General features: G+C 40.8%; 17 protein-coding genes. 11 read left to right on the top strand and 6 right to left on the bottom strand.

Translation table 11 applies throughout. The features are described from left to right. Positions 1–86 precede the first annotated feature (86 nt). The 4 genes from OCI93_RS17535 (at position 87) to OCI93_RS17520 (ending at position 4,121) form a co-directional block, all read left to right on the top strand. Entirely contained in the window at positions 87–365 is a 279-nt protein-coding gene (locus tag OCI93_RS17535; protein ID WP_261594238.1) for a peptidylprolyl isomerase, read from the top strand. Between the two features lie 100 nt (positions 366–465). Then, entirely contained in the window at positions 466–729 is a 264-nt protein-coding gene (locus OCI93_RS17530; RefSeq protein WP_261594237.1) for a GrxA family glutaredoxin, read from the top strand. A gap of 213 nt (positions 730–942) precedes the next feature. Next, the gene (locus OCI93_RS17525) at positions 943–2,790 is read left to right on the top strand and encodes a DEAD/DEAH box helicase (protein WP_261594236.1); all 1,848 of its coding nucleotides are present in this window, start codon (positions 943–945) and stop codon (positions 2,788–2,790) included. A 128-nt stretch (positions 2,791–2,918) separates the two neighbouring features. Beyond that, complete coding sequence (locus OCI93_RS17520) at positions 2,919–4,121, top strand: iron-containing alcohol dehydrogenase (protein ID WP_261626940.1); 1,203 nt, start codon at positions 2,919–2,921, stop codon at positions 4,119–4,121. Here the strand turns inward: OCI93_RS17520 and OCI93_RS17515 are convergent. Then, the gene (locus tag OCI93_RS17515; protein ID WP_261626939.1) at positions 4,111–6,135 is read right to left on the bottom strand and encodes a methyl-accepting chemotaxis protein; all 2,025 of its coding nucleotides are present in this window, start codon (positions 6,133–6,135) and stop codon (positions 4,111–4,113) included. The two genes, OCI93_RS17520 and OCI93_RS17515, sit on opposite strands and share 11 nt — an antisense overlap. Before the next feature lie 425 nt (positions 6,136–6,560). Between OCI93_RS17515 and OCI93_RS17510 the strand changes: the two genes are divergently transcribed. From OCI93_RS17510 to OCI93_RS17485, 6 genes are all read left to right on the top strand, one after another. Next, on the top strand, positions 6,561–8,258 hold the full coding sequence (locus OCI93_RS17510; protein WP_261594233.1) for a diacylglycerol kinase family protein: 1,698 nt from the start codon (positions 6,561–6,563) through the stop codon (positions 8,256–8,258). 64 nt (positions 8,259–8,322) lie between these two features. Further along, positions 8,323–9,732, top strand: coding sequence for a sigma-54-dependent transcriptional regulator (locus OCI93_RS17505; RefSeq protein ID WP_261626938.1), 1,410 nt, complete (start codon positions 8,323–8,325; stop codon positions 9,730–9,732). 26 nt (positions 9,733–9,758) lie between these two features. After that, a complete protein-coding gene (locus OCI93_RS17500; protein ID WP_261594231.1) occupies positions 9,759–9,953 on the top strand; it encodes a histidine kinase in 195 nt (64 codons plus the stop codon). A 43-nt stretch (positions 9,954–9,996) separates the two neighbouring features. Further along, positions 9,997–11,505 carry a sensor histidine kinase gene (locus OCI93_RS17495; RefSeq protein ID WP_261594230.1) on the top strand — a complete coding sequence of 503 codons (1,509 nt, stop codon included), beginning with the start codon at positions 9,997–9,999 and terminating at the stop codon, positions 11,503–11,505. After that, entirely contained in the window at positions 11,477–11,923 is a 447-nt protein-coding gene (locus OCI93_RS17490; RefSeq protein ID WP_261594229.1) for a response regulator, read from the top strand. The genes OCI93_RS17495 and OCI93_RS17490 overlap by 29 nt, the downstream gene beginning before the upstream one ends. Before the next feature lie 14 nt (positions 11,924–11,937). Next, positions 11,938–13,887 carry an ATP-binding response regulator gene (locus tag OCI93_RS17485; RefSeq protein WP_261626937.1) on the top strand — a complete coding sequence of 650 codons (1,950 nt, stop codon included), beginning with the start codon at positions 11,938–11,940 and terminating at the stop codon, positions 13,885–13,887. Here the strand turns inward: OCI93_RS17485 and OCI93_RS17480 are convergent. From OCI93_RS17480 to OCI93_RS17460, 5 genes are all read right to left on the bottom strand, one after another. Next, positions 13,884–14,138, bottom strand: coding sequence for a hypothetical protein (locus OCI93_RS17480; RefSeq protein WP_261626936.1), 255 nt, complete (start codon positions 14,136–14,138; stop codon positions 13,884–13,886). The genes OCI93_RS17485 and OCI93_RS17480 overlap by 4 nt on opposite strands. Before the next feature lie 7 nt (positions 14,139–14,145). Then, a complete protein-coding gene (locus tag OCI93_RS17475) occupies positions 14,146–14,553 on the bottom strand; it encodes a hypothetical protein (protein ID WP_261594226.1) in 408 nt (135 codons plus the stop codon). Between the two features lies 1 nt (position 14,554). Continuing rightward, positions 14,555–14,887, bottom strand: a complete 333-nt coding sequence (locus OCI93_RS17470) for a hypothetical protein (protein WP_261594225.1) — start codon at positions 14,885–14,887, stop codon at positions 14,555–14,557. 337 nt (positions 14,888–15,224) lie between these two features. Beyond that, positions 15,225–15,815 carry an outer membrane beta-barrel protein gene (locus tag OCI93_RS17465; RefSeq protein WP_261626935.1) on the bottom strand — a complete coding sequence of 197 codons (591 nt, stop codon included), beginning with the start codon at positions 15,813–15,815 and terminating at the stop codon, positions 15,225–15,227. A gap of 113 nt (positions 15,816–15,928) precedes the next feature. Next, on the bottom strand, positions 15,929–16,495 hold the full coding sequence (locus tag OCI93_RS17460; RefSeq protein WP_261595506.1) for a BON domain-containing protein: 567 nt from the start codon (positions 16,493–16,495) through the stop codon (positions 15,929–15,931). 271 nt (positions 16,496–16,766) lie between these two features. Here OCI93_RS17460 and OCI93_RS17455 point away from each other — a divergent pair. Beyond that, positions 16,767–17,205 (top strand): mechanosensitive ion channel family protein (locus OCI93_RS17455; RefSeq protein ID WP_261626934.1); only part of this gene is annotated, 439 nt, incomplete at its 3' end.

Below are 17,205 nucleotides of genomic sequence, written 5' to 3'. Positions count from 1 at the left end.
AAAAAGCTAGGGAGTGAGCCATTAATGCTTCCAATTTAGTTTAATACGTTTGTTCATTGGCCTTATATTCGATTTTAGGAGTCATCATGCCAAAAGCCTGTGCCTATCATATTTTGGTAAAAACTGAAAAAGAATGCCTAGCAATCAAAGCGAAGCTCATCAAAGGAGGCGATTTTAATAAACTCGCCAAACAACACTCTTTGTGCCCATCAAAAAAACGCGGGGGCGACTTAGGCGAGTTTAGCAAAGGCGATATGGTCAAAGCATTTGACGACGTTGTATTCAAAAAGCCCCTTTTTGAAGTGCATGGCCCTGTTAAAACCAAATTTGGTTACCACCTGATCAAAACGCTCTACAGAAGCTAATCACTTTTTTCGATGACAGTGATTGCTTTTAGTCACTTTCATTGCGCTAAAAAACCTCTAAACTGAAGACATTAAAGTTAATCAACGATGAGGGTTTTATATGTTTACTGTTATTTTTGGTCGTGAAGGTTGCCCATACTGCGTACGTGCAAAAGAAGTTGCTGAGCGCTTAACAGCACAGCGAGATGACTTTAACTTTCGTTATGTAGACATAATCAAAGAAGGTGTTAGTAAAGAAGACTTAGAAAAGTCTGCAGGTAAGCCCTGCCCAACCGTCCCACAAATTTTCATCGACCAAGATCACATTGGTGGATTTACTGAGTTTGAGGCTCATGCCAAAGAACACTTAGATTTATATCGTTAATGTGAATATTAATGCAATTAAAACCGAGCTATTGGCTCGGTTAAAATATCTTCAGCAATAACCGATTAGTAAATACATTGTTAATTACCCCAAAATAGAGCGATTAAAAAACGTACAACTTCAACTACATATAAATTAGTTCTAATTAGTACAAGCATTTGATTCGCTTTTCCTATACAATGCGCGCCTCTTTAAATTCGTTGAGGCGCATTAATGTCAGAACCAGTCACGTTTGAATCTTTAGATCTTTCTCCTGCAATTTTAAAAGCAGTCGAAGAGCAAGGATACAAGACACCATCTGAGATCCAAGCTCAATGTATACCGTTATTGCTAGAAAGAAAGGACGTACTGGGACTAGCGCAGACGGGTACAGGTAAAACAGCAGCATTTGCATTACCATTATTGAACAATATTGACCCGGCTACTAAGCAGCCACAAATTTTGGTGCTTGCACCAACTCGCGAACTTGCTATCCAGGTAGCAGAAGCGTTTGAACAATACGCTAAGTACACTAAAGGTGTTGAAGTACTCGCACTTTACGGTGGCCAAAGCTATGGCATTCAGTTAAGTGCTCTGCGCCGTGGTGCACAAATTATTGTTGCAACACCAGGTCGCTTAATTGACCACATCAATCGTAAAACCATTGATCTGTCTAATTTACGCGCGCTTGTGCTAGATGAAGCTGATGAAATGTTACGTATGGGTTTCATCGATGATGTTGAAAGCATCATGGAAAAAACGCCAAAGAATAAACAAACTTGTTTATTCTCAGCAACCATGCCAAAACAAATTCAGTCTATTTGTGCTAAATACTTAGACAACCCAGAGCAAGTGCATATTTCTGCACGTAACTCTACGGTATCGACCGTTGAGCAAGTGTTTTGGCGTGCAAGTGTACACAAAAACAAGGGTATTGTTCGTTTCTTAGAAGCTGAAGATTACGATGGTGCAATTGTATTCGTTCGTACTCGTAATGATACTGTACAGTTAGCTGAATTACTTGAGCAGCAAGGCTTTTCAGCCGCTCCGCTTAATGGTGATATGAATCAGCAAGCTCGTGAACGTACGGTTGAGCGTTTGAAAAACGGCCTACTTGATATCGTTATTGCCACAGATGTTGCAGCACGTGGTCTAGACGTTGACCGTTTAAGCTTGGTTATCAACTATGATATTCCACAAGACAGTGAAGCATACGTTCACCGTATTGGTCGTACTGGCCGTGCAGGACGTTCAGGTAAAGCGGTCTTGTTTGTGAAGCACAATGAACGTTACTTACTACGTAATATCATGCGTCACACTAAGTCAGAAATTGCTGAAGTTGAATTACCATCAGCTGCTGCGGTAGAAGCGAAACGTATTGCAGGTTTACAAACTAAACTTGCAACCGCGCTTGAGCACAAAGACATCACTTTCTTTAACGATGTTGCTAAAGACTTAGCGCAAAAGCTTGACTTAAGTTCAGAAGATTTAGCCGGTGCATTGCTTTGTTTAGCTCAGCAACAGTCTCCGCTTAAAGTTGAAGAAATTAAGTTCCAACAGCGTGAACGTCGTGAACGTGATGACCGCCGTGAAGGCCGTGGACGTGATGACCGTCGCGAAGGCGCTCGTGGTGAACGTAAAGGTCGTGAAAGCCGTGACAATCGTGGTGAGCGTCCAGAACGTGCCCCACGTAATAGCTCACAAGGCCCTATGGATACTTACCGTATCGAAGTAGGTCGTGACCATGGTGTTCAAGTTAAGAACATTGTAGGTGCAATTGCGAACGAAGCTGATATTTCAAGCAAGTTCATTGGTGATATCCGTTTGTTCAATGAACACAGTACGGTTCAATTACCACAGAACATGCCTGCTGATGTCGTATCACATTTTCAGAATGTGTTCATCTGCAAGCGTCCTATGAAGTTGACTAAGAGTGCACATTCAGCTGACGCGGGTAACTCTGAACCACGTGGTGGTGATAAGAAGCGCAGCTTCAGCAAAGACTCTCGCGGTGAAGGTAAACGTGCTCCTCGTCGTGATGGCGAGCGAAAAGAACGCCGCCCAGTAAGCTTTACAGCTTAATAGCCAGTCCCAACAAAGCCGCTTTTAAGCGGCTTTGTTATATCCAACACGCACTCTTCACATCCACATTAGATGAATCATCTGCTTTATGCTACATTTTTGGTCCAGACTAAAAATCGAGCACTCACATGGCACTACTTTATCGCTGTTATCACTTTATTTTAAAATGCATTGTTGTCTTAATTGGTGTGCCTGATCCAAAGTTACACCGAGGTGAGGAGGCGCTCGAAAACGCCATAAAAGCACTGCAACTTAAAAATGGCAGTCATGTGCTCATTGTTACAGATAAAACTCTCATTGAACTGCCAATCATCATTGAGCAACTAGCCTGTATCGCAAAGCAAGATCTCACACCTATCATTTTTGATGACGTTAACCCTAACCCAACCATCAAAAACGTTGAACAGGGTTATCTCCACTACCAACAAAATCACTGCCATGCAATTATCGCCATCGGTGGAGGGTCGGTTATTGATTGTGCTAAATTAATTGGTGCCAAAGTGGCAAAGCCCAATAAAGCAGTTACTGATTTTAAGGGGTTATTTAAAGTACGCAAACGCCTGCCGCCTAATATTGCTATTCCAACTACCGCAGGTACTGGCGCTGAAACCACCGTTGCAGCAGTCGTTAATGACCCGCAAAAACAACTAAAATATGCCGCTACAGACTTTACGCTGGTGCCGCAACATGCGGTACTGATGCCGCAGTTGAGCACCAGTTTACCTGCACACTTAACCGCAACAACAGCGATAGATGCTCTAACTCATGCAATAGAAGCACTATTGAGTATTAACTGTCTGTCATTTAGCCGACAACGCGCCTTACAAGCGTGCGACCTCATTTTTAGCTATTTGCCAAACGCGTATTGTAAAGGTTCAGATTTATATGCCAGAGAGCAGCTGTTATTAGCATCATTTTATGCAGGGCAAGCTTTCACCCGTACCTCAGTAGGATATGTACACGCTATTTCTCATCAGCTAAGTGCAAACTATGGCACAGCACACGGCTTATCCAACGCAGTATTATTACTGCCGGTATTACGCTGGTATGGCAACAGAGTAGACAGCACGTTGGCATTAATCGCGCGGCACTGCCGCTTAACGTCTTTAGATTACCCGATTGCTCAACAAGCAGAGGATTTACTCTGCCATATTGAGCAACTACTGGGCAGTATGCACATTCAAGTGCATTTTGAAGAGCTACGTCAAGAAGATATTGACACATTGGCGAGCAGCGCACTCAAAGAGGCACACCCAGATTACCCAGTCCCTTGCTTTATGAACTTAAAAGAATGCCAAAATATTTTACTCTCTGTGAGTGTTAAAGCTTAAACCGCTCTACCAATGCAGTTAACGAGTTGGCAAAGCGGCTCAAAGACTCACTAGCTTGAGCCATATGCTGCATTTCACTGGCATTTTCTTTGGCGGTATGTTGAGCGTTTGCCATCACACTTTCAATTTGCTGGCAATGTGACACTTGGTCATTCGCGGCGTCACTGGCTCGACTGCTTAACCCATTAACTTGTATCAAAATCTGTTCTATCTGCTCAATAGCCTCAGATAGCGACTCACTGCGTTGTGCACAAGCCTGAGTCCCCCCTTGGCCATCAACAATCGCACTATTAGCAAGTTTTGTATCCTGCTGGAGCGATTCAATCATAGTATTAATTTCATTAGTCGAAGATTGCGTACGTGCAGCTAAAGTTCTCACCTCATCAGCAACCACGGCAAAACCACGCCCTTGCTCTCCTGCCCTAGCAGCTTCTATCGCCGCGTTTAGTGCCAACAGGTTTGTCTGCTCTGCAATAGATACTATGGTATCTAAAATTGAGCCTATGCTCTGACTATGCTGAGTTAATTTATCCATTACCTCTACTGCATTTGCCATTTTACCGTTAAGAGACAACATATGTTGCCTGTTATCGTTGGCAATTTTATTCACACTCAGGCTTTGTTGCTCTGCTTCTTTAATACTGTTTAACGTAGTGGCAGACTCCTCACTGACCTGCTGAGCGCTTAGTGCTATGTCAGATGCCAATCCGGCAGCACTATCAATACGCTTTAGTTGCTGCTGAGAGTTGTTCGCCAAAACCTGACTTCGCTGCTGTGAAGAATCAGACATTTGCTCTAGCTCATGTACTTTAGAATTAATGTCTTCTAATAACACTCTTAAGCTGTCTTTTACTCTATTAATATTGTCGATCAGCATGCCAAACTCATCGTCACTACGCTTTTTCATTGCCCGAGAAAAGTCACCTTCAGCTAAATAGCCCAGCATTTTATTGACTGCCGCCAAAGGGCCTAACATAGCTCGGCTGGTTGATATAGCAATGAAAACAGCTAGCAAAATGAAGATAAGTGCCATCAACAATGCCGCATTTTGAGCTTGCTCTATTTTTTGTTCCGCACTGTTTTCGTAATAACTCAACTGGTTATCTGATACCTGTTGCAATTCTCTGAGTGTATTTTGTACTCGTTCAGTTGCAGACTCAGCCTGTTGATAGGCTGTTTGAGTTTGGGTAATGGCAGAGAGCTTGCTGTCCACACGCTGATAAAGGTGACCGGGCTTATCTAAAAGTTTACTCATAACCGCTAGTTGTTCACTAAATTCACTCAGTAACGGTTCAACCTCCAACCCCTGAGCTTGGCGCTTTAAAAACTCAAAGTTGTTTTGAATATTACCTAGTAAAAATTGCACGCTCTGTTGCTGCTCTTGCCAGTTATCTAGTTCCAACTGGTTTGCGACCTTGATGTTGTCACTCAAAGTATACATCATGTCATCAATACGAATACCTGTACCTGCAACTTCCGCTAGCTGTCGCGCGTTATCTGTTTCTACTAATTCCAAATTCAACATTGCATCGCTTGCTATGGAGCGACTTTGTTCAAACTGCCCCACACTATTTTTTATTGCTAATCGCTGAGCTAATACCGTTTGTTTGGCTGATAATAATGATTTTGCATGCTGATCTATATTTGTGCTCACTGACACAATATCTTTTAGTAACGTAGAGAATTGTGGGTTATTTGCTGTAACATCATGTAAGTCAGATAATTTTCTCTGATAACCCTGCTGTAATTGAACAAAGCGATTTTCTATTTCTTTGACTTTTGTTGGGTTGTTTTCACTAAATGCCTTTGAAACTAACTTGCTTAATGCACTTTGCTGTAACTGTAATGCATTAGCTGTTTTCAAGATTGGTAACGCGACATTTTTTACTTTGCTGTTGGCATGATTTATTTGCTTGAGCGCCGTGTAGGCTAATGCGCTAGATATTAACAATAGCGCACCAAAACTAGAAAAGCCTAATATGATTTTCTGCTTGATAGAAAGTTTTTTAAACATTTGGTTAACAGTGCGGTACGCACACTCCTAATACAAATCAAAGGGTTAATATTTCACACTTATCTAGAAATTAGAATAAAAACTTAAAAGTTTATTTTATATCAAACCTCTACATTGCATAAAAGGCCATAAAACCTTTTAAACATGGCACAACTGAGCAAACTAAACAACTTTCAACTTGTGATTTTATTCATATCTCGACTCTATCGAATCATAAAATATCTTTTTCAATATTGATCTTTATAACCTGCTCTGCGTTAAACAAGTTACTTTTTATCATTAACGGCTTTCTATACCTGCACAATCAAAAAGTTACACACTAAACTGTGCCTATGTAAGAGTTACAAAGTACCTTTACTGTATGTGTAAATTCTACAACCGTGCATGTCTTAATTGCAGAAACTCATATTAAAATGCATAACCGTATGAATAATATACAAATTGATATAGGCACGTTTCTTGAATTAGTCTCAGCTAAATATAAAAAGGAAGAGATAGTAATGAAGATGATCAAATACTACTTGCTGCTATTTTTATTATCAGTGGCTTTTGTTGTCCTGAGCTACCACAATTGGTTTTTCTTGCCCGCATTATGGCTATGCATTTCTCTTGCATGTGTCTTATTCGCTTACAGTACAAATTATCCCAGTGTATTTAGAAAATCAGCAACAGGGTCTATTCCTGTTTGGATAAAATGTATTTTACTACCCTACTTACTCGCCACACAGCTTTATAATGCGTTTATGAGGCATCATGACAAAGTACCAGCAATACAAAAAATTACCGATGACTTATTCCTTGCCTGTCGTTTATTTCCCAGTGATGTAGATATGTTAGAGTCTAAGGGCGTCAATGCTATTTTAGATGTAACTGCTGAATTTGATGGATTAAACTGGTCTGCTCAACAGGAAAACCTCTATTATCTTAACATTCCGATTCTTGATCATTTTTCGCCAACTCAAGAGCAACTTGAACACGCTATTAACTGGATTAAAGCGCAACACCAACTCAATAACAAAGTAGTTGTACATTGTGCCTTAGGGCGAGGCCGCTCATTTTTCATGCTTTGTGCCTATTTGCTTGCTTCAAAGCCTGACATATCGGTTAGAGAGGTTATAGAGCAAGTTCAAGAGATCAGAGGAACAGCCCGCTTGAATAAAAAGCAGCTAAAACGTTTGGTGAAGCTAAGTAACCAACTCAAAGCGCATCAAGCGCATAACCTAAGTTTGATCATAAACCCAGCATCAGGCTCTGGAAAATGGTTTCAGCATGATAACGCCATTATTGGTGAATTAACCAAAAAGTACACACTCTTATTTCATTTCACCAAAGCAGATACCGATGTTAAAAAACTCAGCGAATCATTAATTGAAAGCCATGAAGAACCACATACTTTAGTTGCCTGTGGTGGAGACGGAACCGTTGGACAAGTAGCCTGTGCAGTAAAAAACACGCACCACCACCTAGGTATTATTCCTATGGGAACAGCCAATGCACTCGCACATGTTTTATGGGGGTTTTCTAGCAAAATTGACCCAATAAGCGAAGCTTGCGATGCCATAATCCAGCATAAGACTGTCAAAATGGACACTATGCAATGCAATGGAAAAACTGCCTTGCTAGTAGTCGCACTGGGCCTTGAGGAACAAATGATTGACAATGCCAGTCGCGAACAAAAAAACGAGTTAGGTCAACTTGCCTATATCAAAGGTTTTTTCAGCGCTTTAGTCACCAATAAAGCGCTGAACATCCACCTTGCATTAGATAATCAACCCCAGCACGAGGTTAAATGCAGTAGTATCGTCGTTGCTAACGCAGCGCCATTTAGTACCGTATTAGCACAAGGCTGTGGTGCCCCTGATTGGCAAGATGGTTTGTTGGATGTCACCCAGCTTGATCACACAGACAGCACAACAGAACAACTCACTACTTTGGCTGAACTATTTAATAACAGTGTGCGCGCACCTGATGCGCAAAATAAGAATATAAAACATTGCCATGTAAAGCATATACAAATTAACAGCGACCAAGACCTTAAGTATTCAATAGACGGAGAAATTGACAGTGCAACGGAGCTAAAAATTCACGTACTACCCGCAAGCTTGTCTATTATCGCGTCTTAACCCATTATAAATTAGCGTTAAAATAAGGTAGACTAAGAAAAGCGGGAGTGAAAAGGATAAAATTGTGAAAAGCGTTTTGTTGGTTGATGATGATTTAGAATTTACAGATATAGCATGTCGGATAATAGAATATTTAGAATGCGAGGTATTCAGTGCTGCAACACTAAAAGAAGCAAAACAGTGGCTTGATACGCAACATTTTGATCATGTGCTACTTGATTTCATGTTACCTGATGGCAGTGGTTTGCACTTGCTGGATCATATCAACGTTAATGGCATATCAACACAAGTTACCATGATCACAGGTCACCCGTCAGTTAAAAACGCCATTGCACAAATATGTAGCACAGAAATTGGACATTTAACCAAACCAATTGATGCTGACGACCTAAAGCAAGTATTGTGTAACGCTGGGGGAAATAACTTACCTAATAAAAATAAGACACAAAGTCACGCTCTATACTTTGATTGTTTAATTGGCGAGTCGAGCACAATGAAAGATATGTATCGCATGATAGAGCGTGTGGCACAAACCGATGCCAACATTATGTTGTTGGGCGAAAGCGGTGTAGGTAAAGAAATGGTTGCACAAGCAATTCATAATGCCAGTAAACTTTCAGGCCAACGTGTCTCTGTTAACTGTGGCGCTATCCCAAAAGACTTGATTGGTAGTGAGTTATTCGGCCATGAAAAAGGCGCATTTACAGGTGCAAATGCCCAGAAAAAAGGCGTATTTGAACTGGCTCAAGACGGCACTTTATTTTTAGATGAATTAACTGAAATGCCCATTGAAATGCAACCTAACTTACTGCGTGTGCTAGAAACACAAACGGTCACCCGTGTTGGCGGTACTAAAAGCATTGATGTCAATTGTAGAGTTATCTCAGCAACTAACCGCTCGGTAGAAGAGATAGCACAAAATAAAGTACTCAGAGAAGATATCTATTTTCGGTTAGCTGTTTTTCCAATTTCGATCCCCCCGTTACGGGAACGAAAAGAGGATATAGCCCTGTTGGCCCAATATTTTTTAAACGATATGAACAAGCAAAATAAAAGCAGTTTAGCGCTAACTGACCTTGATATGGCTTTGCTAATGGCGCATGACTGGCCTGGTAATATTCGCGAATTAAAACATACTATTCACCGCGCATTTATCATGGCAGACTTACAAGAAAATAAACTGGTATTTCCTGCCTCTTTTGATTCTCCATTTTCTCGCGCAACTCAAGCACCTGCTAACGCAAATCCACCACCACAAATACTATCGCCACACGCTCCGGTTACACCACCACCTGTAAATACAAGACTTTCTGCAGATACAGCTGTCGGCACGACGATTGAAGAATTAGAAAAAGAACTGATCTATAAAACTCTAGCATCCGTCGATGGTAATAAAACTAACGCAGCAAAAATTTTGGGAATTAGCACCAAAACACTTTACAACCGATTAAATTCCTATGAGCAAACACACTAACACTCTCTCGCAAAAAGGAGACAATGATGGAAAATAAACAATCAGTTGAAACTGTCATTCATGATGCCAGAAAGCCACTAAACCATATCACTATGAATGCCGAGTTATTAAAAATAATGGTGGATAAATCAATATCACCTGAGGATATAAAAAAGGTGGCAGAGCAAATAATTGTCTCTGCCAAAGAATGTAGCGAAACAATGCAACAGCTGCTCAAATAAGTTTCATTGAGCAGCTTCACTAATGAGCTTTTAAGTTAAATATATGGATAAATTAATCAAAGCATTAAACACCTCTAGTTTTGTATCGCTAAGTGCAGTTATTATTGTTGCTGCAATTATATTTAACGCTGTTATCGGGTTAAAAAATATAACAAATATTGCCACAATTCAAAAAGACTTGACTAAAGCCAGTGAAGTAATGTTGGTAATTGACAGTTTACATATCGACCTTTTAAATGCGGAGTCAAGCCATCGTGGCTTTCTAATCTCTGAAAAAAATAAACATTTAACACCATTTACTAAAGCACTTGAGCAGTTTGAACTTTCTTTAGAGCGCACAAAACAAGTGCAATCGCATAGCCACTTGCAGCAGCAGCGCATAGCTGAGTTTACCCGGCTCGCACAAATAAAACTTGATTCACTCAAAGCCAGCATTGAGCTTGCCGCTCAATCCAATGTCATCCCAACACACCGAATTTTAGAAGACGTTGAAAATTCTGACATTGATTTACGCAACAGATACAGCATCATAATCCACGAAGAGACATTAATTCGGCTTGATTTATTGAAGCGCTTAGATATTGCCCGCGCAAATTCCAAACGTAACGTAGTCTGGTTTACTGCACTGAGTATTTTACTTTGTGGTGCGATCCTCTTATTGCTCATTAAGCACCTCAAAAGTACAAAAGCAGCAAAACTAAACTTAGAGCAATACAACGCAACTTTAGAGCAAAAAGTACAAGCACGTACCCATGCATTGGAAGTGTATGCTGAAGAACTAAATCGCAGTAATCGAGAACTTGAAGACTTTGCGTTTGTCGCTTCTCATGATTTACAAGAGCCTTTGCGAAAAATACGTGCCTTTGGTGACAGATTAACAACCACCTATGGCGAACAACTTGGAGACAAAGGCCAAGACTACCTTGCGCGAATGAATTCAGCAGCCATGAGAATGTCGACATTAATCACCGACCTGTTGGAGCTATCTCGTGTTACTACGCGCGGAAAGCCATTTATTGAGGTAGACCTCAACCTACTTTTAAGTAAAGTGATTGAAGATTTAGAAGTGGCTATTGAAGATAGTCACAGTAAAGTCACAGTACACCCATTACCCCAAATTACTGCAGATGCCAGTCAGTTAACTCAGCTGTTCTCAAACTTAATTTCCAATGCAATTAAGTTTCGACGAGCAAACGAGCCTCCTGTCATTGACATAAAATGTGAAGTAACTACTGCGCCTGAACACTTGACTAACCAAGGTGACGAGTCGTGGATAAAAATAACCGTGACTGATAATGGCATTGGATTTGACTCAGAATACCAAGAAAAAATATTTACCCCATTTCAACGTTTACACTCACGCAAAGACTATGCCGGTACAGGTATAGGGCTCGCTGTATGCAGACGCATTATTGAACGCCATGGCGGCGAAATTAGCGCATCCAGCCCCGCCCAAACAGGTGCTGTTTTCACTATGTTACTACCCATTGACGCAAATATTCACAGCACTAAGGATAATAAGCATGAACTACTTAAAACCACAAAGCATTAGCATATTGATGGCAGACGATGACGAAGATGATCGTATGCTCACACAAGATGCACTTGAGCAAAGCCGGGTGCTCAATACCATCAACTTTGTTAATGATGGCGTAGAATTGCTTGAGTACCTAAGAAATGAAGGAAAATTTAGCAATGTCCAAGATTTTCCTAGACCCAGCTTAATATTATTAGATTTGAATATGCCCCGAATGGATGGCAGGCAAGCCTTAAGAGAGATTAAAGCAGATTCTCAGCTTCGTTCTATTCCCGTTGTCATATTAACCACATCTAAAGAGGAAGAAGACAAAATTAGAGGATATGACTTAGGCGCTGCATCTTATATAGCAAAACCAGTTAATTTTGATGGGCTGGTTGAACTTATGAAAAACCTCGGTAAGTACTGGATAGAAATTGTCGAGTTACCATAAAAAGGAGAAACAACATGGGCGATAACCGCTTAGTCAATTTGCTGTTGGTTGAGGACGATGAAGATGACTATATGCTCGCCCTAGATTACCTGCAAGAAATGCCTGATTATGATTTTAATATTACTTGGTTAAGTAATTTTGACGATATCATTCATGCATTAGAGCATGCAAAATTTGACTTATGTTTATTAGATTATCAGCTGGGTGCTCACACCGGTTTGTCAGTACTCGAAGTCGCAAAGAAAATGCTCTGCACTACACCTTTTATTATGCTCACCGGCCAGGCAGACGAAGTATTAGATAACCAAGCGCTAGCGCTGGGCGCGGAAGATTTTTTAGTAAAATCTGAAATCAATAGCGTACGTTTTATTCGCGCTATTCGCTATGCATTGGCGCGAACAGAATTAGCGAATGAACGTATTGAACGCCTAAAAGTGGAAGCCGATAGCCGCGCTAAAGATCGGTTTTTGGCACACCTAAGCCATGAACTACGCACCCCGCTGACTTCCATTATGGGGTACACCGACCTGCTGTTAAACCGCGCTGAGCTTGATAATATTAAGCCTGAATTATCTATTATCAATAACAATAGTCAGCACTTATTAACCCTGTTGAACGATGTGCTAGATTTATCTAAAATAAAAGCTAATGCACTATCGCTTACTAAAGAATGGATGCCCTTAGCGCCATTTTTAGCTGACCTACAAAGTCTATTTAAAGTCGCCGCAAATAAAAAGAATCTAGACTTCAAGATTAGTGCCCTTAGCGATATTCCCAAGCAAATTTATAGTGACAATACACGGTTGCGCCAAGTCCTTATTAATATTATCTACAACGCGATTAAATTTACCCACTCAGGGCATATCTTGGTTACGCTAGAATATCAAAACAGTGGTACGTTACACTTCACGATTAGTGATACAGGCGTTGGCATTCCCACCGATAAATTAAAGCGTATTTTTAAGCCATTTGAGCAAGTACAAGATACCACAACCCGACAAGAAGAAGGTGCTGGGCTCGGACTTGCAATTAGTGGTGCGCTTGTTACGTTGCTAGGCGGTGGTCTTCACGTTGAATCAAAATTAGCACAAGGTAGTCAGTTTTCGTTTTTTATAGATACCAATGATGATGTCGGGCGTCGATTAGAGTTAGCACCTCTTGACTTACAAACCCTGCAAGTATCCTCATCAACACCCACAAATAAACCTCTGTTAACGGGTCATGTTTTGGTAGTGGAGGATATTCCAGAGATCAGAGCGCTGATCATCAACATTCTAAGTAGTAGTGGTGTGACTGTAAGCACGGCAAAAAATGGCGTTGAAGCCGTGGATTTATTGAGTCACTCGCATACATTCGATATGGTACTCATGGACTTGCATATGCCAAAAATGGATGGTCGAGAGGCGATTGTCACGCTCAGGAAAAATGCCATAACTGTTCCGGTTGTTGCGCTTACCGCGGCTGCACTAAAAGGTAATAAAGAAACACTCACGGCGCTTGGATTTAACGATTGCTTGACTAAGCCAATTGATATCGATGATTTATACCGTTGCCTATCTTTTTATTTAGGTCATACCCATACCGTTCAAAATGAAAAAACAGCCAAAAAGCGTAATCAAATAGATAACATTTTGTTGGTTGAAGATGATGAAGATGCAAGAGAGCTGATGACCTTGTTACTACAAACACTTGGCGCTAAGGTACAAAGTGCGCATGATATTGCAAGTTGCATGGCCTGCTTTGAATGTACAACAAATATTGACTTAGTGATATTAGACCTGACTTTGCCTGATGGTTCAGGTTTTGATGCGGCAAGCAAAATTAGAGCCTTAGCCCCAACACAAAATATAGCCATTGTCAGCGGTTCAGATCCCGAACCCGAGCTATTAGCTAAATATGATGTAGATAAGGTGCTGCTCAAACCTGTATCTTTGCCAGATTTACAACAACTTATTAAGACTTAACTTACTTGGTTAAGTATACGTCTTAGCAGCACCAGCCTTCTTAAGGTAGCGAAACGGCTACCTTGTCCTACCAATAAACCTGAAAGTGCAAGCCCGGTAAGTACAATGGGAGATTTCACCAAACTTTTTACTGTATTGAGTGTTTGCATTTTAATATATTTATTTTCATCTAGACGCTGGCGATATTTACACTCTTTGAGCACCACATCTTGGTATATTTTTTTATGAATGTAATCCGCTAATCTGGTCATCATACACCTATTTTTTTATGCTTAAAAAATCGTCCAGCAAATCGCTACTCGCTTTATCAAAAAGTCGAATTGCAGTGATCAGCAGGTAATACACAAGCACAATATTAATTGTCATCACTAATCCTGCTGCGAAAAACCAACTCAACCCTAAAGACACTAAGGCATAGGCAAATAAGACATGAAGGCTCACCCAAACCAAACTCGTCAACACTGTCGCTGCAATAACGAGCGTGAAAATGCTTAAGAGCATCGCTGCATTTGCCTTAATTTTTGCTCTAAGTAAGCGTATAAAATCAGTAATTACATCACCATAGCTGGTAACAAGTTGAGCGCTCTGCTCAGAAAGCGCAGTAAGCTGCGCTCCTAAGTCGTTTGAGTCTCGCTCATTGTGATGAGGGCTAATAGACTCTTTCATGCTATTTTTTCCTTAGTAACATGCTTAATACAATACCCGCGGTAAAGGCCATACCAGCAGTTTTAACTGGGTTTTCAGTGGCATATTTTTTTACCCCAGATTCATTCCATTTTTTTTGTACTAAACGAGATTGCGCTTTAAGTGACTGTGCCGACGCATCGCTCTTTTCTCTTAAGTTCTCTTCGGTACGTGCTGCACTATCGTGTAAAGAATCGACTGTGTGATGTAGTGACTCCGCCACTTGGTCAGCCACAGGGTGCATGTTCTCTAATTTACCATTAGCTTGGTTTTTTGAATTAGCTTTGCTGCTACTTGCGTTATTCTGCGTACTCATGAATTTTCTCCTTAATAGTTAAGTTCACAATGATATATGCAACAACCAAACCAAGATTAAAAACAATAAAAACAACAACTTGAGAAAATTCTATTTTAAGGGTTAATCAGATTTACGCGCTTGAGAAAGTTTTACTCTGTAAAATTAACCTACTCTTTTAGTTTATTCGCTACGTACATTCATCCGCTGTCAAATCTAGGCTCCCCAAGCACTCCCCTTTTCAAGCTTGACTGAGAACGCACCAAACAAACACAAAAAAGCCACCTTGCAAAACAAGGTGGCTAAAAACAACATACACAGGGGAGAAGTTGCGTTGTTAAAATATCATTCTAGAAACTTAGAAAACGTATTCAACAGAGACGGATGCCACATCCATATTGGGGTCTATACGGTCATCAAGCTCATAACGTTCATATTCAAGACGCATATTAACATTCTGCGTTACGCCAAAGGCAATCCCCGCACCGTAGAACCAGTCGCCGCCGTCCAGCTCGCGACCAATACGCCCTACATCAGGAATAGTGGCATAAATATCTGCATTCCACTCTAACCAACCGCCTTTTGCATATAATGAAAAACGCTCGTTAAGAGGCGCTGAAAAACGGGCAGCCAATGACACACCGTCAAGTTCGGCGTTGCTGTCTATATCACTGGCTTCATCAAAATTTTGATAGGCTAATTCAACGCTAAAGTATTCATTTAGCGCCGTACCTACATAGGCTTTAAGCATGGATGCATCATCATCAAAGCTGGTGTCGTTCTCTTTGTCATCCCATTGAAATGAATATTGGCCATAACCAATACCCGTATACACTTTTGGCTCGCCATTAAAGTCAAAGTAATTACTATCAGCGGCCAATGCTGAGGCACTTGATGCACCCAAAATCAGCGCTAAAGAAATAGATGATACAGAAAAGCGATTAAGCATAATGGCTCCTTTTAATTTTTTGCAGAGAATATTTATTTTAAAAATAGATAGAAAAGGTGAGCGCGGTTAATCGCGCTCAATACTGTTTAGTTAAATTGATAGCGCCGTATTACTTACGACTCTTTATCAATGCGTAGGTTGTCATCAACATGCTTTACATCATCAGCGTTTTTCGCAATCGCGATAGCAAGTTGTTTTTCAGAATCTGAGTCTACATCACCCGTTAGGGTTACTTTGCCGTTTTCAACGTCTACATCAATATCTGTACCGCTAATGTCAGTATCAAATAACAAACGTGTTTTAATAACCGTGGCAATCTTAGCGTCAGTAAAGCTTGATTCATCCATACCACGCTCTTTTTCAAGTGTCTTGTGGTCCACATCTTTTACTAGGCTAATGCGGTTATCGACGTCTTTCACACCATCAATGCCAGTGATTAGTTCTTCTGCTAGTTTTTTATCAACGTTATGCTCAACCTTACCAGTAAGTACCACCACGCCATTGTGTACGTCGGTATTAATATCAAATGAATCTAGGTTGGTATTGAAAAGCAATGTTGCTTCTGCTTTACCATCAATCCACGCATCACTTGCTTCTTTTTCCCAAGCGTTATCTTTTGCGTGTACTGACGTTACAGTTACTGCTGATGCTAATGCCATTGTAAGTAGAGTGCGTTTCATAATCATTTTCCTTTAAGTTGTTTTGACGAATTAGTTAATGCACGGCGTGTGCCATATTTAAAACAGTTAAAATTCAATGACTTACAATTAACCACCCCAATCACCACGCCCCCCTATGTGTAGTTTTCTCATAACACGGTAGTTTTTACAGGCAAAAATTACAGACCCAACCTGTCATGACTCATCCAGACGCGATAAAGCAGTGTATCTAAGCGGCTGGCATAAATAATGCCTCACCACACCTCATTATTAATTAAATAGCGAGCGCACAATGAATAACCTCTCATTAGAAAAATTTTGGCAACTCATCTATGAAAAGATGGACAGCTGGGCCGAGCTGAGTATTAAAAACCTCCCTAACTTGGTAGTAGCCATTGTTATCTTCGTGGTGTTTTTGTTTCTCTCCAGCATTATTTCTCGGTGGGCACTTAAGCTCATCAAAAAAGCCTCTCACTCCACCCAAGTTGCTGGGCTGTTAGCTGCTATTATTCGCTTAGTGGTCATTGCCATTGGTTTTTTCTTCGCTTTGGACATTATGGGGCTCTCTGGTGCCGTGGCATCCTTGTTGGCCGGTGCGGGTATCATTGGTCTTGCTATTGGTTTTGCGTTTCAAGATATGACTGAAAACCTCATTGCTGGTGTTGTCATGGGGGTACGCAAACCATTTAAAGTGGGTGATATCATTGAAGCTGATGACACCTTGGGCACAG

Source organism: Pseudoalteromonas holothuriae (assembly GCF_945859825.1).
Classification (GTDB): domain Bacteria; phylum Pseudomonadota; class Gammaproteobacteria; order Enterobacterales; family Alteromonadaceae; genus Pseudoalteromonas; species Pseudoalteromonas holothuriae.
Note: the sequence above shows the minus strand (reverse complement) of the source record. Positions and strands in the feature narration are given on the sequence as shown.